This is a genomic window from Actinomadura kijaniata, assembly GCF_014138665.1.
Taxonomy (GTDB): domain Bacteria; phylum Actinomycetota; class Actinomycetes; order Streptosporangiales; family Streptosporangiaceae; genus Spirillospora; species Spirillospora kijaniata.
In genome coordinates, this window is the sequence record NZ_JACJIA010000013.1 from 64,434 (window position 1) to 84,254 (window position 19,821).

Consider the following 19,821-nt stretch of genomic DNA (forward strand, 5'->3'; position numbering starts at 1 on the left):
ACGGCGGGTCGGCGCGGCGGCGGTCAGGAGGTGACCGACAGCCCGCGGCCCTTCAGCTCCGCGACGGTCTTGCCCTGCGCGGCGGCGAGGGCGTCGGCGAGCTTGGCCGAGCCGCTGGTGAAGGCGTTGATGCCGGTCTTGAGCTCGGTGTTGGTGGCGGCCATGGCCGGGCCCCACGCCCAGCCGGTCGGCATCGTCCCCAGCGCGTCCCCGGCGACCTTGTAGATGTCCTGGCCGCCGTAGAAGGCGGTGTCGAACGTCTTGGCCGCGACCGGGACCAGGTCGGGGGAGGCGGGCAGGGCGCTGCTGGTGCCGCTGGACAGCTGCGCCCTGATGCCGTCGGCGGAGTTGTTCAGCCAGGTGATGAACGCGGTGGCCTTGTCGGCCTTGGCGGTGCCCTTGGTGAGCGCCGCGCCCGCGCCGCCGTAACCGGCGGAGGCCGGCTTGCCGTCCCAGCTGGGCAGCGGCGCGACGGCCCACTTGCCGGACTGTCCGGGGACGAGGGTCTTCAGCACGCCCGCGTTCCAGGCGCCGCTGATGACGCTGAGGACCTCGTCCTTCTGCATGCTCTGGGTGAGGGGGTCGGTGGCGCTCTGCGCCTTCACCAGGTCCTTGTCGACCAGGCCCTGCCAGTAGTCGGCGACCTTCCGGGACTCGGGGGAGTCGATGGCGACCTTCCAGCTGTCGCCCTGGGTGCCGAACCACCTGGCCCCGGCCTGCCAGGACAGTCCGGCCAGCAGTACCGGGTCGTCGGTGAGGAACGAGCCGAGGCGGGCTTTGGAGTCGGCCTTCTTCACCTTCTCGGCGGCCGCCTTGTAGTCGTCCCAGGTCCTGGGCACCGCCAGCCCGTGCTTGTCGAACAGGTCCCTGCGGTAGAAGTAGACCATCGTGCCGATGTCGCGGGGCATCGCCCAGGTCCTGCCGCCGAACGTCACCAGCTCGCCGACCGAGGCGGGGTACCGGCCCTTGACGGTCGAGGCCCCGGCGGAGGGCAGGTCCTTCAGGACGCCCTGGGTGACGAACGCCGGGAGCATCGCGTACTCGACGGTCGCGACGTCGGGGGCGTTGCCCGCCTTCACCGCGTTGCTGATCTTGTCGTAGCCCCCGTTGGCCCCGGCGGGGATCTCCTCGAACCTCACCTGGACGTCCTTGTGGGTCCGGTTGAACAGCTCCACGGCCTCCTTCTGCCCCTTCAGCCAGGACCAGTAGGTGAGGGTGACCGGGCCGCCGTCGCCTCCGGCGTCCCCGCCCGAACCGCCGCAGGCGGTGGCGGCCAGGGCGAGCGCCGCCAGGGAGGCGGCGAGGGCGGCGGCCGGACGGCGGGGCGTCCGCCGGGACTTGCGCATCATGATCGTCCAGCTCCTGAACGTGAGGGGGACAGGGAGGAAATGCTGGACATCTTTGATGTCTGTTCGTTCACAGTCAAGAGCGAACGAACATTTCGATCAGCAACGAAAGGGTCTCGGCATGATCGATGAGGTGGGCTGAGCGTTCGTTCACCGCTCCGCGGCGCCGCAGGAGGAGCGCACCCGCAGCTCGGGCACCAGGCTCAGCCGGTGCGGCGGGCGCCGCGGGTCGCGCAGCCGCCGCACCAGCGTCTCCACCGCCGCCGCGCCCACGGCGCGCTTGGGCGGGGCCACGGCGGTGAGCGGGACGTCGGCCAGCCCCGCGACCTCGTCGTCGTAGGCCACGATCGCCAGGTCGCCCGGGACGTCCAGCCCGGCCGCCCGCAACCGCTGGACCAGCAGGATCGCGTCCTGGTCGGTGTGCACCAGCGCCCCGTCCAGCTCGCCCCGGCGCACCGCCGCCACGATCCGCTCCACCTGGTCCTCGGTGGTGGGGGCGGCGACGTCGGGGGCCTGGGTGGGCAGCGTGAACGCCGGGCCCGCCGCCAGGCCCAGGTCGGCGAGGGCGGCGTCGTGGCCCGCGCGCAGCCAGGGCTCGGTGGGGGTGGTGCGCAGCACCAGCCCGAGCCGCTCGCGGCCCAGCCCCGCCAGGTGCCGGACGGCCCGGTAGGCGCCCTGGGCGTGGTCGGAGCGGACGTGCTCCAGCGGGACGCAGCCGCGCGCGCTCTCGCGTTCCACCAGCACGGCGGGCACCCGCAGCGCGGCCAGCCACTCCAGGGTCGCGGGCGAGTCGCCGGGCGCCTCGTTGGAGGTGACCAGCAGCCCGGCCGCGCCCGCGGCCGCCAGCCGTTCGGCCTGCTCGCGGTCCTGCCCGGCCGCGTAGCCGGAGATGCCGAGGGTGAGCCGGGCGCCCAGCGCCGCCGCGGCCGTCCGCGCCCCCTGGATGATCTCGGGGAAGTAGTAGCCCGCCGACGGGACCACCAGGCCGAGCACCAGGTCGGGCGCGAGCCCCTCGGCCCCGGCGGCCTCCGGCAGCGTGGCCCCACCGTGCACCCGCGTGACCAGCCCCTGCGCGGCCAGCTGCTCGATGTCGCGGCGGACGGTCACGGCCGAGACGCCGAGCCGGTCGGCCACGTCGCTGACGCGGATCGACCCGTGGCGGCGGAGTTCTTCGAGGATGGCGTTGTGCCGGTGGTCGGCGAGCACCGGGGCTCCTTCTGGTCAACGGGGGGACGGGGCGGCGGCGCCGGGACGGCACCGGACCGTGCTGTTCCGGAAGTCTAGCGTTCCTGTTCGTAATTGAACGTTTATGATCGAACAATCAAACCACTCTTGACGTGATCGGTTTCCGCTCCATACGGTGGCGCGGCGTTCCCCGCTGCCAACGCCCCGACCCACCCCGGAGCCCCCATGCCCACCCCCACCTCCAACCCCCCACCCAGCGCCACCCCCAATACCCCACCCGGCGCCGCGTCCAACGCCGCGCTCGGTGCCGCGCTTGATGCTGTGCCCGACGCCACGCTCGACGGTGCAGCCACCGCTGTGCTCGATGCCGCGTCCAACGCCGTGTCCGGCGGCGCGTCCAACGCCGTGTCCGGCGGCGCGTCCAACGCCGTGTCCGGCGGCGCGTCCGGCGGCGCGGTCGGTGTTGTCTCCGGTGGTGTGTTTGGTGGTGGCATCGGCCAACGCGGGTATGCGGCGTGTTCGCCTCTTGCGAGCTGTGACGGTCGTATGGAGCCGTTCCTTTCGGGTGGGCCGCGTTGGCGGGTGGGGCCGGTCGCCCGGGGTCTTCGCGAAAGGCTCGTTCGCCGGGAGTTGACGCCGTGAGCACGGAGGGAACGCGCGTGCTGTCGGGGGCCATGCACTACTTCCGCACGCTCCCCCCGCAGTGGCCGCAGCGGCTGGCGGCGCTGCGCGCGATGGGGCTGGACACCGTCGAGACCTACGTGCCGTGGAACCTGCACGAGCCCCGGCCCGGCGAGTACGTCTTCACCGGCCTGGCCGACGTGGAGGGCTTCCTGCGCGCCGCCGCCGACGCGGGCCTGCGCGCCATCGTGCGGCCCGGCCCCTACATCTGCGCCGAGTGGGACAACGGCGGCCTGCCCGCCTGGCTCCGGGCCGACGGCGAGATCCCGCTGCGCTGCATGGACCGCCGCTACCTGGACGCCGTGGACCGCTGGTTCGACGTGCTGATCCCCCGGCTGGTCCCGCACCTGGCCACCCGCGGCGGCAACGTGATCATGATGCAGGTGGAGAACGAGTACGGCTCCTACGGCAGCGACCGCGCCTACCTGGCGCACCTGCGCGACGGCCTGCGCGCGCGGGGCGTGGACGTGCCGCTGTTCACCTCCGACGGCGGCACCGACCTGATGCTGACCGGCGGGACCGTGCCCGGCGTCCCCGCCACCACCAACTTCGGCAGCGGCGCGGCCGGGGAGTTCGCGGCGCTGCGCCGCCACCGCCCGGACGACCCGCTGTTCTGCATGGAGTTCTGGTGCGGCTGGTTCGGGCAGTGGGGGAGGCCGGCGGTGACCCGGCCCGCCGCGGACGCGGCGGCCGCGCTGGCGGAGGTCCTCGCGGCGGGCGCGTCGGTGAACGTCTACATGGCGCACGGCGGCACCAGCTTCGGCTTCCACGCGGGCGCCAACGCGGACGGCGACCTGCACGACGGCGCCTACCGGCCGCAGACCACCTCCTACGACTACGACGCCCCGCTCGACGAACGCGGCGCGCCCACCGCCAAGTACCGGGCGTTCCGCGAGGTCCTGTCCCGCCACGCCGTCGCGCCGCCACCCGAGCCCCCGCCGCCCGCGCCGACCCTGCCCCCGGCGAGCCTGCCGGTGACCGACACCGTCCGGCTGCTGGACTGCCTGCCGGAGCTGACCGCCCGCACGGTGGAGACGGCCGTGCCGCCCACGTTCGAGGAGCTGGGGCAGGCGTACGGCCTGGCGGTGTACCGGGCGACGCTGCCGGGCCCGCGCCCGGAGCTCCCGCTGTCGGTGCGCGGCCTGCGCGACCGCGCCCACCTGCTGGTGGACGGCGAGCCGCGCGCCGTCCTGGAACGCGACGGCCGCACCGGCGCGCCGGTCGCCGTGCCGGGCGGCGGCGCCGAGGTCACCCTGGTCGTGGAGGCCATGGGACGGATCAACTACGGGCCGCTGCTCGGCGAACGCAAGGGCGTCACCGGCGGCGTCCTGCACGAGCGCCAGTACGTCCACGACTGGCGCACCGCCTCGGTGCCGCTGGACGACATCGCCCGCGTCCCCTGGGGCCGCGCGCGCCGGAGCGCGGGACCGGCGTTCCACCGCGCCTGGCTGGAGGTCGCCGCACCCGCCGACGCCTTCGTCGCGCTGCCCGGCTGGGGCAAGGGCTACGTGTGGGTGAACGGGTTCTGCCTGGGCCGCCACTGGGAGGCCGCCGGGCCGCAGCGCGCCCTGTACCTGCCGTGGCCGCTGCTCGCCCCGGGCCGCAACGAGATCGTCGTGCTGGAGCTCGACGAGCCCGCCGCCCCCGTCCCGGGCCGCCGCGTCGAGGTCCGCGACCGGCCGGGGGAGGCGCGGTGACGCGGGCGGCGTTCTCCACGCTCGGCGTCCCCGGCATGCCCCTGCCCGAGGTGCTGGACCTGGCCGTCCGGACCGGTTACGCCGGTCTCGAACTGCGCTGCGCCGGGGACGGGCCCGTCCACACCGGGCTGACGTCCGCCGGTCGCCGGGCGGTGGCCGCCGCCCTCGACGGCGCGGGCGTCGTCCCGCTGTGCGCGGCCTCCTACGTCCGGGTCGCCGCGCCCGGCCCGGACGGCCCGGTGGTCGACGCGCTGCGCGCCCACCTCGACCTGGCCGCCGACCTCGGCGCGGCGCACGTGCGGGTGTTCCCCGGCGCCGACCCCGCCGACCCCGACGCCGAACGCCGCGCCGCCGCCCGCCTGACCGCCGTGGCCGGCGCCGCGCGCGCCCGGGGCGTCGCGGTCGCGGTGGAGACCCACGACTCCCACCGCGCCGGACGGGACCTGGCGCGGCTGCTGGACGGCGTGCCCGGCGCGCGGGCGCTGTGGGACGTCCTGCACGGCCACCGGGCGGGCGAGACCCCCGGACGCACCCACACCGCCCTCGCCGACCGCCTGGCCTACGTGCAGGTCAAGGACGCCGACCCGGCCGGGACCCCGGTCGCGCTCGGCGCCGGGACGCTGCCCCTGGACGAGGTCGGCCGCGTCCTGGGCGCGCACGGCTACGACGGCTGGCTGTGCTGGGAGTACGAGGCCGCCTGGCATCCCGGCGCCGCGCCGCTGCCGGCCCTGCTGGCGGCCGGACGCACCCGCATGGAACGCCTCCTCGGCCCGCCGCGGCCCTGAACCCGGTCAGACGAGGAGGCCGCCCAGAGCGTCGGTGATCCTGCCGCGGGCGTCGCGGACCAGGCGGTAGTAGACGTGGTAGCCGTGCCGTTCCGCGCTGACCCACCCGGCCTCCGCCAGCACCTTCAGGTGCCGGGAGACGGCGGCCTCGGTGAGGCCGACCAGCCCGGCGATCCCGCGGGTCGGGCGCGGCCGCGCGGCCGGCAGGCCCAGGATCCGGAGCCGGGTGGGTCCGCCGCCGAACGCGGGAGCCCGAGGGGGTCCTCGGGCGGTGACGGCGGGCGCGCCTGCCGTTCCGGCTCGGCCAGCGCGGAGGTGGTCCGCGCGGTCCGCCGGGTGCGGCCCGCCCGCCGTTCGCGGTGCCCCACGGCGACGATCTGCGGCCAGGTGAAGTGGGAGGGCACGAGCGGGAGCCGGTCGCCCTCCGCCGGCGCGAGGTCGAGCGCGGGGGAGAGGACAGGACCACCTCGTGGCCGTGGCGTTCGACGCGCAGCCGCGGGGCGAGCCCCTCCAGCGTGGCCGCCGCGCCCTGCCGCGACCCTGACCCTCGCGCCCAGGGCCTGTTCCGCAGGGCCCCGGCCACGCGCGAGCCCCCGGGCGGGCGCCGTGGGTCAGGGCTTTTGGGACACGGCTAGGGCCTGTTTCACAGTGGGCCTCAGCCGCGCACGCGAGCGCGTCACCTGATCTGCGGGCCCGACGCCGGAGGCGAGGGCCCGCAGGTCAGATCGCGAAGCGATGTCGCGCTCGCCAAGCCCTGGTGAGGTGCGAGCCGCCAGGCGAGCGCCGTGGGCCAGGGCTTTGAAACACGGCCTAGTCGACCACGGGGCCGCTGACGGTCTCCAGCAGGCGGGCCAGGCGTCCGCGCAGCCCGCGCTCGCGGCGGCGGGGGGTGAACGGCTCCTGGCCGGCGGCGGCGCTCACCAGGTGCTGCGCGCCGTCGAAGGTGACCAGCGGGTCGCCCGGAGGCACCGTCAGCGCCTCGTGGGCCAGGCCGCGCAGCTCCCGGTCGCCGCCCTCCAGCGCCAGGATGACCGCGCCGGTGCGGCGGGCGTCGTCGACGCGTTCCAGCAGCGGGTCGGGGGCGTCGTCCTCGGCGACCACCAGCAGCGTCTCGCCGCGCCGGGCCCCCTCCAGCCGGTCCAGGCCGATCCGCAGGTGCGCGGGCGCGTCCGGCGGCGGCGACCAGCGCACCAGGGTGGGGGACAGGCCGGGCAGTCCCGCCAGCCGGCTCTCGTCGTCCAGGTGGGCGGCCATGTGCCACGGCTCGTCGGCGGGCGTGCCCACCAGCAGCAGACCCCCCGGGGTACGGGCGCCCGCGCGCAGGGCGCGGCCGAGTTCCCCGGTGCGTTCCAGCCACCCGGTGGTCGACAGCACCTCGCGCAACATCGTCACCTGCTCGGCGTCCACCCGACTCATGGTGCCCCACCGGCCGCGCGGGGCAGGCGGTTTCGCCGAGAAACGGCGGGGTGGCGGAGCGCGTCGGGGCAACCGGGGCCCGGATCCGGGTGGTTCGTCCCGGACCTGGCAGACTCGCAGGCATGACTGAGCAGAAGAGCCCGCACGACCTTCCCGACGCCTCCGGCCTGACGATCGGGATCCTGGGCGGCACCGGTGACCAGGGCAAGGGGCTGGCGCTGCGGTTCGCCATGGCCGGCCACGAGGTGATCATCGGGTCCCGGAAGGCCGACCGCGCCCAGGAGGCCGCCGACGACCTGCGCTCGGTGGTCGCCGGCCTGCCGGTGCGCGGGGCGGAGAACGCGGCCGCCGCCACCGCGGCCGACATCGTGATCATCGCGGTGCCGTGGGAGGGCCACCGGCCCACCCTGGAGTCGTTGCGCCCGGAGCTGGCGGGCAAGATCGTCGTGGACTGCGTGAACCCGCTGGGCTTCGAGAAGGGCAAGGGCGCGTTCGCGCTGCCGGTCGAGGAGGGCAGCGCCGCCGAGCAGGCCGCCGCCGTGCTGACCGACAGCCGCGTGGTCGCCGCGTTCCACCACGTGTCGGCCAAGCTGCTGCTGGACCCGTCGGTGGAGTCGATGGACCTGGACGTGCTGGTGCTGGGGAACGACCGGGAGGCCACCGACCTGGTGCAGGCCCTCGCCGGGCGGATCCCCGGCATGCGCGGGATCTACGGCGGGCGCCTGCACAACGCCCACCAGGTGGAGGCGTTCACCGCCAACCTGATCTCCATCAACCGCCGCTACAAGGCGCACGCGGGCCTGCGCGTGACCGACGTCTGACCCACTCCCGCCGATCTTCCGCGCCCGCGTTGGGTACCGTTACCCGACGTGGGTACGGAGGAGGCGACGCGGCGTCCCCGCGTCCAGCTGCCGCACCGGACGACCCGTCCGCTGCGCGCCGTCGCCAAGCGCGTCGCCGTCGCGACGGCGCTGCTGTTCCTGGTGGTCCTCGTGGTCGCCCTGGACGCCGACGGCTACCGCGACTCCCATGACGGGAGGGTGTCGCTGCTGGACGCCCTCTACTACGCCACCGTCACCGTCTCCACGACCGGGTACGGCGACATCACGCCGGTGTCGCCCGCGGCCCGCCTCATCAACATCGTCTTCATCACGCCGGTCCGGGTGCTCTTCCTGATCGTGCTGGTCGGCACCACCCTTGAGGTGCTGGCCGAGCGCACCCGCGAGGACTGGCGCGTCGCCCGCTGGAGGTCCCGGGTGCACGATCACATCGTGGTGGCCGGTTACGGCACCAAGGGCCGCAGCGCCATCAAGACCCTGCTCAGCACCGGGATGGACCGGGCCTCGATCGTGGTGGTCGATCCCGATCCGCGCATGGTGGCCGACGCCGCCGAGGCCGGGTTCGTCGGGGTGCTCGGGGACGCCACCCGCAGCGACGTGCTGGGCCGGGCCGGCGTGCCGCGGGCCCGGCAGGTCGTGGTGGCCAGCGCCCGCGACGACACCGCCGTCCTGATCACCCTCACCGCCCGCCAGCTGAACCCGACCGCGGTGATCCAGGCGGCGGTCCGCGAGGCGGAGAACGTCCCGCTGCTGCGGCAGAGCGGCGCCGACAACGTCATCACCTCCTCCGAGGCGGCCGGGCGGCTGCTGGGCATGTCCGCCAGCCACCCGCACGTCAGCGCCGTCCTGGAGGACCTGCTGGAGCAGGGCAGCGGCCTGGACCTGGCCGAGCGGGAGGTGCGGCCGGAGGAGTTCGGCAGGCCGGTCACGGCCGTGGGGCAGCCCGCCGTGGCGGTGGTCCGCGACGGGGTGACCCTGCCCTACGACCACGCGGCCTGCTCGGCGCTGGCCCCCGGCGACCGGTTGATCGTCGTCCGGTCCACCCCGCACCGGGACGCGGAGCCGGCCGCGCCGGAGGGGTGACGGCGGCGCGGAGTCAGCGCAGCATCGTGTTGCGCAGCGTGATGCCGTGCAGGAGGCGCAGCCGGCGCAGCTCGTAACACGTCAGGGCGGACACGGTCAGCGGCGCTCCCAGCAGCAGCGCCACGGCCAGGGCGGCCGGGACCCCCCGGTAGGCGTCGGTGAACAGGTTGACCAGGGCGATCACCCAGGACGCCGACACGCTCACCAGAGGCGGCACCACCTCGTGGATGTCGGCGGTCCGGAACACGTGGGTCAGGGACAGGACGATGCCGTAGACGGTGAAGGGGAGCACCCAGAGGAACAGCGCCACGCCGGCGGGCACCAGGACGACGGGCCCGAGCGCCTCGCGCAGGCCGCCGAACTCGGGGGCGGCGGCGAGCGCGAAGCAGAACATGGAGCCGAACATCGCCGCGACCGCGACCAGCGGGTGGCGGAGCCGGCGCGCGAACGCGCCCCGGTTCGGCGGCCGGCAGGCCAGGATGAAAGCGCCCACGACCAGGGGCAGGGCGCAGGTGAGGATCAGGACGTTGGTCCAGGCGTCGTTGAACCGGTCGCTCGCCAGCTCCCTGGGGGCGGTGGCCTGGTAGACCAGGGCCACGGCGAGCGTCACCACCATGCCCGCCCAGGCACGGATGACCTGGAGCCTCCGGACGCGCGGGTCGACGATCAGGTCCGACCGTGCGGGGCGGAAGACCGCCCGTGCGGCCAGGAACGGGTTCAGCTTCCGGATGATCCGTCCCGCGCGCGTCGGCGGGCGCGGGGGCGGCGGGGGTCCCGGCTGCCACGGCGGCGGGTACTGCCACGGGGGCGGATGCTGCGGTGGGGGCGGATGCTGCCACGGCGGCGGCGGGGGCGGATACTGCGGCGGGACGGGAGGCGGCCGTTGCCCGCCCTGTCCCCACGGCTGGCCAGCGGGACCTGTCACGAAGATCTCCTCAGGGGGTGTCGCCGTGGTCTTCCGGAAGGCGTGCCCGGAGGCTGGCTCCGGGACATTCTGCATGAACGGCGTCGGCGCCGGAAGCCGAAGGGCGCGACACGTTCCCGGGAACTCGCCCGTGCGGTTCGCGTGCCGCCCGGGTCCTGACACGCGGACGGCCGCGCCCCCGTGGCGGGGACGCGGCCGTCCGCGTCAGATGATCAGTGGTAGGCGTGCTCGGGGCCCGGGAACGCGCCGCCGACGACCTCGCTGCCGAACTCGCGGGCGGCGTCGCCGAGAAGGGTCCGCAGGTCGGCGAACTTCTTGACGAACCTGGCGGTGTGCTCGGTCAGCCCGGCCATGTCCTGCCAGACCAGGACCTGGGCGTCGGTGGAGCCGCCCGCGCCGATGCCGATGGTGGGGATCGACAGCGAGGTGGTCACCCGCTCGGCCAGCTCCTCGGGGACGCACTCCAGCACGACGGCGAACGCCCCGGCCGCCTCCAGCGCCTTGGCGTCGGCCATCAGCTCCTCGCCCGACTCGCCGCGCCCCTGGACGCGGTAGCCGCCGAACACGTTCACCGACTGGGGCGTGAGCCCGAGGTGGCCCATCACCGGGATCCCGGCGGCGACCATCGCCTCGGCCTGCGGCAGCACGCGGCGGCCGCCCTCCAGCTTGACGGCGTGCGCGCCGGTCTCCTTCAGGAACCGGCTGGCGGTGGCCAGCGCCTCGGGGACGCCGGTCTGGTAGGAGCCGAACGGCAGGTCGGCCACGACCATCGCCCGCCGGGAGCCGCGCACGACGGCGGCGGTGAGCGGGATGAGGTCGTCGACGGTGACGGGGATCGTCGAGTCGTACCCGTAGACGACCATGGCGGCGGAGTCGCCGACCAGCAGCACGGGGATCCCGGCCTCGTCGAAGACGCGCGCGGTCATGGCGTCGTAGGCGGTCAGCATGGGCCACTTCTCGCCGCGCTGCTTGGCGGCGGCGATGTCCCGGACGGTCACCCGTCGGGTGCCCTGGCCGCCGTACAGAGCGGTCGACGGGGCGGACGACTGGGCGGACGTGGACGTCGCTACAGACACGGTTGTACCTCCAGCAGTCTCGAGGCGCCACGGTGGCGTACCCGGACGGGACCGATGATCCCACTGTCCCAACGTTTGCGGTAGCCCCCGGATTCCTCCCACGTTTCGAAACGATACTGTTGCGTATCGATTCTCCGGGGCGTACGCTCGTCGGGTCATTACGAAACGTCTCCGTATCGATTGAGCCTCCGGCTCTCCCCCGAGGAGCCCCATGGATCCGCAGACCGTCCAGCGCCGACGCTGGTACGTCCTGGGGGTGCTGACGTTCAGCCTGCTGGTGGTGGTGCTGGACAACACCATCCTCAACGTCGCCCTCAAGACCATCGCCGACCCCGACAAGGGCCTCGGCGCGACCCAGAGCGAGCTCGCCTGGTCGATCAACTCCTACACGCTGGTCTTCGCGGGCCTGCTGTTCACCTTCGGCGTGCTGGGCGACCGGCTCGGCCGCAAGAGGGTGCTGCTGGGCGGCATGGCCGTCTTCGGCGTCGCCTCGCTGGCCTCGGCCTACGCGCAGAGCCCCGACCAGCTCATCTGGGCCCGCGCGCTGATGGGCCTCGGCGGCGCGGCGATCATGCCGCAGACGCTGTCGATCATCACCAACGTGTTCGAGCCGCACGAGCGCGCCCGCGCCATCGGCATCTGGACCGGCGCGGTCGGCCTGGCCGTCGCCATCGGCCCGGTCACCGGCGGCCTGCTCCTCCAGCACTTCTGGTGGGGCTCGGTCTTCCTGATCAACGTTCCGGTCGTCGTGGTCGGCCTGGTCGCGATGGTGTTCCTGGTGCCCGACTCCCGCAACACCGCCCCCGGCGGGCTCGACCCGCTCGGCGTGCTGCTGTCGGTCGTCGGCCTGGTCGCGCTGTCCTACGGCATCATCCAGGGCGGCGAGCGCGGCTCCTGGCTGGAGGCCGGCGTGCTCGGCCCGCTGCTGGGAGGCGCGGCGGTGCTGGCGGCGTTCGCCTGGCACGAGGCGCGCAGCGAGCACCCGGCGTTCGACGTGCGGCTGTTCCGCGACCCGCGCATGTCCGCCGCCGTCGCGGCGATCGCGCTGTGCTTCTTCGCCGCCGCCGGGGTGTTCTTCTTCGCCAACTTCTACATGCAGTCGGTGCGCGGGCTGTCGCCGCTCCAGGCGGGCGCGATGGTGCTGCCGTTCGCCGCCGCCCAGCTGATGTTCTCGCCGCGCAGCGCCGCGATCGTCCGCCGCTTCGGGGCCAAGGCCGTCAGCACCACCGGGCTGCTGCTGGTGTCGGCCGCGCTGCTCGGCTACCAGCTCATCGGCGCCGACACCCCGCTGTGGGTGCTCGGGGTCATCTTCTTCGTGCAGGGCACGGGCATGGCCAACGTGATGCCCCCGGCCACCGAGTCGATCATGTCGGCGCTGCCCCGCGAGAAGGCGGGCTCGGGCTCGGCCGTCAACAACACCGCCCGCCAGGTCGCCGTCGCCCTCGGCGTCGCGGTGCTCGGCTCGGTCGTCGCCTCGGTCTACCGCGACGGGATCCGCGAGGAGCTGGCCGCGCTGCCCGCCGGGGTGCGCGGGATGGCCGGCGAGTCCATCGAGGGCGCGCACGCCGTCGCCGCCCGGCTCGGCGAGGCCGGCCGCGGCCTGGTCGAGCCCGCCAACGCGGCGTTCCTCGACGGCATGCACACCGCCGCCGCGGCGGCGGCCGCCATCGCGTTCCTGGGCGCGATGGTGGCGCTGCGCTGGATGCCCGGCCGCGCCGCCGCCGACCCGCCCCCGGCCCCCGCCGAGCGACCGGAGGCGGCCTCTCGCGAGGTCGCCGAAGTGTGAAAGCCTGAACCGCGATGACCACCGAGAGCACCATGGGCGACGGCGCGCCGGGGCGGACGCCGGGCCGGCCCCGCAGCGAACGCGCCGAGCAGGCGATCATCGAGGCCACCATCGACCTGCTCGCCGAGGAGTCGGGCGTGGCCGGGGTCACCATCGAGGCCGTGGCCGCCCGCGCCGGGGTCGGCAAGACCACCATCTACCGGCGCTGGCCCAACAAGGAGGCGCTGATCGTCGGCGCGCTCGCCACCCTGAAGGGGCCGCTGCCCGAACCGCCCGGCCGCTCGGTGCGCGAGGACCTGCTCGTGCTGGGCGAGGCCCTCGCCGCCGAACGCCACGCCAAGCACGGCCGGTGCTTCTTCAACGTGCTCGGCGGCGCCGAGAAGCACCCCGAGCTGTACGCCCGGTACCGGCAGGACGTCATCGAGCCGCGCCGCGAGGTGATGCGCCGGGTGCTGCGCCGGGGCGTCGAACGCGGCGAGCTGCGCCCCGACCTCGACGTGGAGGTCGTGATGACGTTGCTGGTGGGGCCGTTCGCGATGCGCGGCCCCCGCGAGGCCCTCGCGCCGGGCTTCGTGGAGAGCGCCGTGGACACCCTGCTCCGGGGCATCGCGCGCTCCGGAGGGTAAGGAACCCCTTACCCTTTTCTCCGCGGTAAGCGTGATCTTCTCCCCGTGAGGCCCTGTCATGCCCCATACTGGCGCAGGGGAGTGGTTGGACGACGGCTGACTGGAGCGCGTCAGTGAGATCCGTGATGGCGCCGAGAGGCGATGCGCCCGTTGGCGACTCGCCGTCCCGCACCCTGGTCCTCGGTGTCGACCGCGCCCGCCGCGTCGCGCAGTGCGGGCCCAACGCGGCGGCGGTGCTGGGCCGGGAGCCGCACGACCTGATCGGGCGGCCCGCCGCCGACCTGGTCGACGACGACGCCAAGGCCGACCTGGAGAACCTCCTGGAGGCCCTGGCGGGCGTCCAGGAGCGCACCGCGATGCTGACGGTGCGGCGCGGCGACGGCGGCGGCGCCGACGCCGTGGTGACCGCCCAGCCGCTGGTCGGCCCGGCCGAGGGCACCCTCGACGGCGCCTCCGCCGCGACCGCGCTGGCGGGGCTGCTGTACGTGCGGGTGGCGCTGCCGCCCAGCGAGCGCTACCAGGACCCGGCGCTGATGCGGCGGGCGCTGATGGACGACCCGCTGACCCGGTTCGGCGCGTCGCTGGACCTGGACCAGACCGCGCGCGGCCTCGTCGAGGTCATCGTCCCGCACTACTGCACCACCGCGTCGGTCCTGGTGCTGGAGAGCCTGGTCGCCGCCGACGAGGTGCACGGCGAGTCCGGGTCGGCGGTGCTGCGCCGCATCGCGGTCACCTCCGACGACGGCAACGCGCTGTGGACCGCGACGTTCCCGGTGGGCGAGGTGCTGGTGTTCCCCGAGGGCACCCCCTACCGGGAGGTCCTGGACACCGCGCGCCCCGTCCACCTGCCGCACGTCAACATCGACCTGGCCGGGGACATCGCCCGCAAGTGGCGGCGCAACCCGGTCGCCGGGCTGCTCACCGACGTGTCGATGGTGCTGCTGCCGCTGATCGCCCGCGACACGCTCCTCGGCTTCATCGCCTGCACGCGCGTTCCGGGGTTCCGCCGGTTCGACGCCTACGACGTCGAGATCGGCATGGAGTTCGCCACCCGCGCGGCGATCGTCATCGACAACGCGCGCCGTTTCAGCCGCGAACGCGCCACCGCGCTGGCGCTGCAGCGCAGCCTGCTGCCCAACCGGCTGTCCGCGCCGACCCCGGTGGAGGTGCGGCACCGCTACCTGCCCGGCAGCAAGCTGGTCGAGGTCGGCGGCGACTGGTACGAGTCGATCGCGCTGCCCGGCGCGCGCGTCGCGCTGATCGTGGGCGACGTCGCCGGGCACGGGGTGCGCGCCGCCGTCACGATGGGGCGGCTGCGGACCGCGCTGCACACCCTCGCCAACCTGGAGCTGCCGCCCGCCGACGCGCTGCACGTCATGCACGAGCTGATGATCGAGCTGGGCGAGCAGGAACCGCACTTCGCCACCTGCGTGTACGCCGTGTACGACGCGACCACCGGGGCGCTGGAGATCGCGTCGGCCGGGCACCTGCCGCCGCTGCTGGTCGCGCCCGACGGCTCCAACGAGTACCTGGAGATCCCGCCCGCGCCGCCGCTCGGCGTGTCGGGCGGCGCGGCCATCGAGAGCCGCGGGTTCACTGTCGAGGACGGCAGCGTCTTCGTCATCTACACCGACGGCCTGGTGGAGAACCGGGGCCGCGACATCGACGACGGCCTGGCCCGGCTGCGCGGGGTGTTCGGCTCTGACACCGCGACCCGGCCGATGGAGGACCTGGCCAAGGCGACCCTGGCCGGGGTGTACGCCGACCAGCACCGCGACGACATCGCCGTGCTGATCTCCCGGCTGCGCCGGCTGCCCGCCGAGCACGTCGCGTCCTGGACGCTGCCCGCCGACCCGGCGGCCGTGCGCCGCGCCCGGGGCCTGGTCCGCACCAGGCTCGAGGAGTGGGGCCTGGAGTCGCTGACCTACCAGACCGAGCTGCTGGCCTCGGAGCTCATCACCAACGCGCTGCGCTACGCGACCGGACCGATCCGCCTGCGCCTGCTGCGCGAACGCACCCTCACCTGCGAGGTGCTGGACGGCTCGGCGGCGCTGCCGCGGCTGCGCCACGCCGCCGACGACGACGAGAACGGCCGGGGCCTGCTGGTCGTCAGCCAGGTCGCGCACCGCTGGGGCACGCGCCGCACCCCCGAGGGCAAGGTGGTGTGGTGCGAGCAGCTGATCCCGGGGGTGGACCCCGACCCGGCCGAGCCCGTTCCGGCCTGGCCGGGCGAGAACCACCACCGGGAGTGACCCGCCGGGAGCGGGTCAGGTGGTCTCGCGCCAGCGGTTGGTGATCGGCACCCGGCGGTCGCGGCCGAAGTTCTTCGGCGTCACCTTCGGGCCCGGCGGGTACTGGCGGCGCTTGTACTCGGCCAGGTCGGTCAGGCGGATCACGCGTTCCACCAGCGCCGGGTCGTGGCCCGCGGCGACCAGGGCGTCGCGGCCCATGTCCCGCTCGACGTAGTCGACCAGCAGCGGGTCCAGCACGTCGTAGGGCGGGAGGGTGTCGCGGTCCTTCTGGTCGGGGCGCAGCTCGGCCGACGGCTCCTTGACGATGATCGCCTCGGGGATCGGCTCGGCCTCGAAGGGGTGCAGGAACGGCAGGTCCCGGCCGACCGCGGCGTTGCGCCACCGGGCCAGCGCCCACACCATCGTCTTGACCAGGTCCTTGATGGGGGCGAAGCCGCCCGCCGAGTCGCCGTACAGGGTGGAGTAGCCGGTCGCCAGCTCGCTCTTGTTGCCGCCGGTGAGGACCAGGTGGCCCTCCTGGTTGGACAGGCCCATCCAGACGTTGGCGCGGACGCGGGCCTGGAGGTTCTCGGCGGCCAGGCCGGTGAGCTCCAGCTCGGCCTCGAACGCGTCCACCATCCCCCGGATCGGGACCAGCCGGGAGGCGACGCCCTGGCGCTTGACCAGCTCCTCGGCGTCGGAGACCGAGTGGTCGGTGGAGTAGCGGCTCGGCAGCAGGACCACGTGGACGTTCTCCGGGCCGATGGCGTCGCAGGCGATCGTGGTGACCAGCGCCGAGTCGATGCCGCCGGACAGGCCGAGGATCACCGAGCGGAAGCCGTTCTTGCGGACGTAGTCGCGGGTGCCGGTGACCAGCGCGCCGTACACCTCGGCCAGGCCGTCCAGCGGCTCGGCGGCCTCCTGGGGCAGGACGTCGTAGGCCGGGACCGGGTCGGGCGTCAGGACGTGCCGCTCGACGGTGATGGTGGTGCCGTCCAGGGCCTCCACCGGGGTGCGGCCCGGCTCGCGCGCCGGGTCGGCGGCGGGCAGCGCCAGGTCGGCGACCAGCAGGTGCTCGACGAACTGCGGGGCGCGGGCCAGCGGCGTCCCGTCCGCGGCCACGATCACCGAGTCCCCGTCGAAGACCAGCTCGTCCTGGCCGCCGACCATGTTGACGTAGGCCAGGGCGCAGCCCGCCTCGCGGGCGCGCCGGGCGCACAGCTCCAGCCGGACGTCGTCCTTGTCGCGCTCGTAGGGGGAGGCGTTGAGGGCCAGCAGCAGCCCCGCGCCCGCCGTGGCGGTGACGCCGACCGGGCCGCCGTCCTGCCACAGGTCCTCGCAGACGACGGTGGCGACGTCCACGCCGTGGACGCGGACCACTGGGAGCCGGTCGCCGCGCACGAAGATCCGGTACTCGTCGAAGACGCCGTAGTTGGGCAGGTGGTGCTTGGCCGAGCGGACCAGCACCTCACCGCCGTGCAGCCAGGCCGCCGCGTCCAGCGGGGACCCGGCGGGCTGGCCCGCGCGGACCAGGCTGACCGAGCGGCGGTCCAGGTAGCCCACCACCACGGGCAGGTCGCCGAGGCCCGCGTCGGCCAGCCGCCGCGCGACCTTCTCCAGGGCGCGCTGGGAGGCCTGGACGAACGACGAGCGCAGCGCCAGGTCCTCCACGGGATAGCCGGTCAGCGTCATCTCGGGGAAGGCGACCAGGTGCGCGCCCGCGTCGGCGGCGCGCCTGCTCCACTCCACGATGAGGTCGGCGTTGCCGTCGAGGTCGCCGACGGTCGGGTTCACCTGCGCGAGCGCGATCCGGAGCTGTGCCACGGCCCCAGCCTAGGTGATCGCCCCTGGTTTCGTCACTTTGACGAGAAGGGGGGTGCGGCGCGGCGGCGCAGCGCGGGGGACAGCGCCAGCACGCCCGCCGCCGCCGCGACCCCGATCCCGCCGCAGGTGAGCCAGAGGACCTCCCGGCCGAACCCGAGCAGCTGGGTGCCGCCCAGCGGGGCCAGCAGGAAGCCGCCGGACCACGCCATGCCCCACAGCGCGCTGTAGCGGCCGCGCAGGTGCGGCCGGGCCAGGTCGGCGACGATCGCCTGCCCGGACACCGAGGCGATGATCTCCCCGACGGTCCACAGCAGGATCGTGCCGACGAACCCCCACACCGTGGTGGCCAGCGCGGTCGCCGCGTAGCCGACGCCGGTCAGCGCGAACCCGAGGGCCAGCACCGGGCCGCGGTCGAAGCGCGCCAGCCAGGGGCCGACCAGCGGCTGCGCCAGCACGATCAGCACGCCGTTCATGGCGATCGCCAGGCCGTAGTCCCGCGGGCCGAGGCCCAGCTCCCGCATCGCCAGCGGCATGGTCGTCATGCCCTGCATCAGCGTGAACACGTACGCCAGGAACAGCAGCGTGTAGGCGACCATCACCCGGTCGCGCAGCACCTCGCCGAACCCGCCCCGCGGGGCGCCCTCGTCCGCGCCGGGCTCGGGCCGGGACTCGGGGACCGCCCGCCACACCAGCGCGCCGAACAGCACGCAGGTGGCCGCGTTGATCCAGAACAGCCAGAGGAAGCCCTGATCGGCGAGCATCCCGCCGAACACCATCGCGACCGCCCAGCCGAGGTTGATCGCCCAGAACAGCATCGCGAACGCGCGCGGCCGGTCGGCGGGGTCGATGATGTCGGCGACCGCCGCGGCGGACGCGGGCCGGTACATGTCCATGGTCAGGCCGAGCAGCAGCGCCGCCGCCATGATCATCGGCAGGCCGCGGGCGTAGCCGAGCGCCAGCATCGCCCCGCCGGTCGCGAACGTGGCCAGCGTCATCGTGGTGCGGCGGCCGATCCGGTCGGCCAGCGCCCCGCCGATCACCTGCGCGCCCAGCGACCCGATCCCGAGGACCGTCACCACCAGGCCCGCCTGCGCGATCGACAGCCCGCGCGTGGTGCTGAGGAACAGCGCGAGGAACGGCTGGACCATCGCGCCGGTGCGGTTGACGAGCGTCCCCGTCCACAGGGCCCAGAACGACCGGGGGAATCCGCCGACGCGGGCGTGCAGGAAGGCGGGCATGCGCCCGGGCGGCGCCGGGAGGACGGCGGGTTCGGGGGAGGTCATGGACGAGATCATCGGCGCGGGGCACCGGCCGCGGAAGTGATTTAGCCTGGGCTAAATGATCGAGTTCGAATGCGCGCCGCAGGACGTGGCGCGGGTCCGGTTCGCGTTCTCGCCGCTGTGGGAGCTGGTCCACACGCTGCGGGTCCTGGACGACCCGGCCCGGTTCGCGCTGCACCTGCCGTGGGTCCACCGGGTGCGGCCCCGGCTGCGCGGGCTCGACATCGGGCTGCTGCGCGCGCTGGTCCCGGCCGGCGGCTACATCCCCGACTTCCTGACGCCGCCGCCGACGACCCCGCTGCCCGACTTCGCCGCCGAGCTGGAGACCGTCCGGGCGACGCCGCCGGAGGTCGTCGCCCGCGAGATCGGCTGGACGCGGTGGGGGCCGGTCGCCCCGGAGCGCAGGGCCCTGGTCGCCGAGCCCGGACGCACCCTGGAACGCGTCGCCGACCAGCTGGAGCGGTACTGGGCCGCCGCCCTGGAACCGCACTGGCAGGCGGTCCGCGACCTGCTGGAGGGCGACGTGCTGCGCCGCACCCGCGCGCTCGCCGAGCGGGGGGCCGAGGGGGTCTTCGCCGGCCTGCACCCGACCGTCCGGTGGGAGGCCGGGACGCTGCGGATCGACCGCTGGTGGGACTTTCGCGGCCCGCTCGGCGGGCGCGGGCTGCTGCTGGTGCCCAGCGTGTTCGTCTGGCCCCGCGCGTCGGTGATGGTGCCGCCCTACCAGCCGATGATCGGCTATCCCGCCCAGGGGATCGCCACGCTGTGGGAGACCCGGCCCGCCGCGCCGCCGGACGCCCTGGCCGCGCTGGTCGGCCGGACCCGCGCGCGGCTGCTCGCCGCGCTCGGCACCCCCGCCTCCACCACCGAGCTGGCGCGGCGGCTCGGCGTCACCGCGGGCGCGGTCAGCCAGCACCTGGGCGTGCTGCGCGCCTGCGGCCTGGTCACCGGGCACCGCCTGGGCCACCGCGTGCTGTACACGCGGACCCGGGCCGGCGACGCGCTGGCCGAGCCGCAGGAGTGATCACGCGGCCCCGGCGG

17 protein-coding genes are annotated in these 19,821 nt (G+C 74.7%); 9 read left to right on the forward strand and 8 right to left on the reverse strand.

Annotated elements, in window-relative coordinates; genetic code table 11:
• Positions 1-23 precede the first annotated feature (23 nt).
• Both HNR61_RS36790 and HNR61_RS50220 read right to left on the reverse strand, forming a co-directional pair.
• Positions 24-1,349, reverse strand: coding sequence for an ABC transporter substrate-binding protein (locus tag HNR61_RS36790; RefSeq protein WP_220510246.1), 1,326 nt, complete (start codon positions 1,347-1,349; stop codon positions 24-26).
• Positions 1,350-1,496: 147 nt separating this feature from the next.
• Entirely contained in the window at positions 1,497-2,552 is a 1,056-nt protein-coding gene (locus HNR61_RS50220) for a substrate-binding domain-containing protein (RefSeq protein ID WP_182847762.1), read from the reverse strand.
• A 204-nt stretch (positions 2,553-2,756) separates the two neighbouring features.
• Between HNR61_RS50220 and HNR61_RS36800 the strand changes: the two genes are divergently transcribed.
• The 3 genes from HNR61_RS36800 to HNR61_RS36810 are packed head-to-tail and all read left to right on the forward strand — an operon-like array spanning position 2,757 to position 5,694.
• Positions 2,757-3,173, forward strand: a complete 417-nt coding sequence (locus tag HNR61_RS36800) for a hypothetical protein (RefSeq protein ID WP_182847763.1) — start codon at positions 2,757-2,759, stop codon at positions 3,171-3,173.
• A complete protein-coding gene (locus HNR61_RS36805; protein WP_312898278.1) occupies positions 3,170-4,909 on the forward strand; it encodes a glycoside hydrolase family 35 protein in 1,740 nt (579 codons plus the stop codon). Before HNR61_RS36800 ends, HNR61_RS36805 begins: the two co-directional genes overlap by 4 nt.
• Complete coding sequence (locus HNR61_RS36810; protein ID WP_312898279.1) at positions 4,906-5,694, forward strand: sugar phosphate isomerase/epimerase family protein; 789 nt, start codon at positions 4,906-4,908, stop codon at positions 5,692-5,694. The genes HNR61_RS36805 and HNR61_RS36810 overlap by 4 nt, the downstream gene beginning before the upstream one ends.
• A 6-nt stretch (positions 5,695-5,700) precedes the next feature.
• On the opposite strand, the gene HNR61_RS50225 is transcribed toward HNR61_RS36810, so the two are convergent.
• Both HNR61_RS50225 and HNR61_RS36820 read right to left on the reverse strand, forming a co-directional pair.
• A complete protein-coding gene (locus tag HNR61_RS50225) occupies positions 5,701-6,309 on the reverse strand; it encodes an ArsR/SmtB family transcription factor (RefSeq protein WP_182847926.1) in 609 nt (202 codons plus the stop codon).
• A 195-nt stretch (positions 6,310-6,504) separates the two neighbouring features.
• Positions 6,505-7,110, reverse strand: a complete 606-nt coding sequence (locus tag HNR61_RS36820) for a hypothetical protein (protein WP_182847764.1) — start codon at positions 7,108-7,110, stop codon at positions 6,505-6,507.
• A gap of 122 nt (positions 7,111-7,232) precedes the next feature.
• Between HNR61_RS36820 and npdG the strand changes: the two genes are divergently transcribed.
• Both npdG and HNR61_RS36830 read left to right on the forward strand, forming a co-directional pair.
• Positions 7,233-7,931, forward strand: coding sequence for an NADPH-dependent F420 reductase (npdG, locus tag HNR61_RS36825; RefSeq protein WP_182847765.1), 699 nt, complete (start codon positions 7,233-7,235; stop codon positions 7,929-7,931).
• A 48-nt stretch (positions 7,932-7,979) separates the two neighbouring features.
• Positions 7,980-9,032, forward strand: coding sequence for a potassium channel family protein (locus tag HNR61_RS36830; protein ID WP_182847766.1), 1,053 nt, complete (start codon positions 7,980-7,982; stop codon positions 9,030-9,032).
• A gap of 13 nt (positions 9,033-9,045) precedes the next feature.
• Here the strand turns inward: HNR61_RS36830 and HNR61_RS36835 are convergent, their stop codons facing one another.
• Together HNR61_RS36835 and panB are read right to left on the reverse strand one after the other, a co-directional pair.
• Entirely contained in the window at positions 9,046-9,957 is a 912-nt protein-coding gene (locus HNR61_RS36835) for a hypothetical protein (protein ID WP_182847767.1), read from the reverse strand.
• A 212-nt stretch (positions 9,958-10,169) separates the two neighbouring features.
• Positions 10,170-11,033 (reverse strand): 3-methyl-2-oxobutanoate hydroxymethyltransferase, encoded by an 864-nt coding sequence (panB, locus tag HNR61_RS36840; RefSeq protein WP_182847768.1) that lies wholly within the window; start codon positions 11,031-11,033, stop codon positions 10,170-10,172.
• Positions 11,034-11,244: 211 nt separating this feature from the next.
• Between panB and HNR61_RS36845 the strand changes: the two genes are divergently transcribed.
• The 3 genes from HNR61_RS36845 to HNR61_RS36855 all read left to right on the forward strand — a co-directional run bounded on the left by HNR61_RS36845 (position 11,245) and on the right by HNR61_RS36855 (position 15,697).
• On the forward strand, positions 11,245-12,819 hold the full coding sequence (locus HNR61_RS36845; protein ID WP_182847769.1) for an MFS transporter: 1,575 nt from the start codon (positions 11,245-11,247) through the stop codon (positions 12,817-12,819).
• 14 nt (positions 12,820-12,833) lie between these two features.
• Positions 12,834-13,445 carry a TetR/AcrR family transcriptional regulator gene (locus HNR61_RS36850; protein ID WP_182847770.1) on the forward strand — a complete coding sequence of 204 codons (612 nt, stop codon included), beginning with the start codon at positions 12,834-12,836 and terminating at the stop codon, positions 13,443-13,445.
• A gap of 125 nt (positions 13,446-13,570) precedes the next feature.
• On the forward strand, positions 13,571-15,697 hold the full coding sequence (locus tag HNR61_RS36855; protein WP_182847771.1) for a SpoIIE family protein phosphatase: 2,127 nt from the start codon (positions 13,571-13,573) through the stop codon (positions 15,695-15,697).
• Between the two features lie 15 nt (positions 15,698-15,712).
• On the opposite strand, the gene HNR61_RS36860 is transcribed toward HNR61_RS36855, so the two are convergent.
• Positions 15,713-17,500 carry an NAD+ synthase gene (locus tag HNR61_RS36860; RefSeq protein WP_182847772.1) on the reverse strand — a complete coding sequence of 596 codons (1,788 nt, stop codon included), beginning with the start codon at positions 17,498-17,500 and terminating at the stop codon, positions 15,713-15,715.
• Positions 17,501-17,532: 32 nt separating this feature from the next.
• The gene (locus HNR61_RS36865) at positions 17,533-18,783 is read right to left on the reverse strand and encodes an MDR family MFS transporter (RefSeq protein WP_220510247.1); all 1,251 of its coding nucleotides are present in this window, start codon (positions 18,781-18,783) and stop codon (positions 17,533-17,535) included.
• Between the two features lie 55 nt (positions 18,784-18,838).
• On the opposite strand from HNR61_RS36865, the gene HNR61_RS36870 reads away from it, so the two are divergent.
• Positions 18,839-19,804 carry an ArsR/SmtB family transcription factor gene (locus HNR61_RS36870; protein ID WP_182847773.1) on the forward strand — a complete coding sequence of 322 codons (966 nt, stop codon included), beginning with the start codon at positions 18,839-18,841 and terminating at the stop codon, positions 19,802-19,804.
• Positions 19,805-19,821: the final 17 nt, after the last annotated feature.

What these genes read in the sequence shown, in the direction of transcription:
- HNR61_RS36820 (WP_182847764.1), bottom strand. Translation starts at nt 7,110, where the DNA reads ATGAGTCGGGTGGACGCCGAGCAGGTGACGATGTTGCGCGAGGTGCTG.
- HNR61_RS36870 (WP_182847773.1), top strand. Translation starts at nt 18,839, where the DNA reads ATGATCGAGTTCGAATGCGCGCCGCAGGACGTGGCGCGGGTCCGGTTC.
- npdG (WP_182847765.1), top strand. Translation starts at nt 7,233, where the DNA reads ATGACTGAGCAGAAGAGCCCGCACGACCTTCCCGACGCCTCCGGCCTG.
- HNR61_RS36845 (WP_182847769.1), top strand. Translation starts at nt 11,245, where the DNA reads ATGGATCCGCAGACCGTCCAGCGCCGACGCTGGTACGTCCTGGGGGTG.
- HNR61_RS36865 (WP_220510247.1), bottom strand. Translation starts at nt 18,783, where the DNA reads ATGACCTCCCCCGAACCCGCCGTCCTCCCGGCGCCGCCCGGGCGCATG.
- HNR61_RS36790 (WP_220510246.1), bottom strand. Translation starts at nt 1,349, where the DNA reads ATGATGCGCAAGTCCCGGCGGACGCCCCGCCGTCCGGCCGCCGCCCTC.
- HNR61_RS36855 (WP_182847771.1), top strand. Translation starts at nt 13,571, where the DNA reads ATGGCGCCGAGAGGCGATGCGCCCGTTGGCGACTCGCCGTCCCGCACC.
- HNR61_RS36800 (WP_182847763.1), top strand. Translation starts at nt 2,757, where the DNA reads ATGCCCACCCCCACCTCCAACCCCCCACCCAGCGCCACCCCCAATACC.
- HNR61_RS36850 (WP_182847770.1), top strand. Translation starts at nt 12,834, where the DNA reads ATGACCACCGAGAGCACCATGGGCGACGGCGCGCCGGGGCGGACGCCG.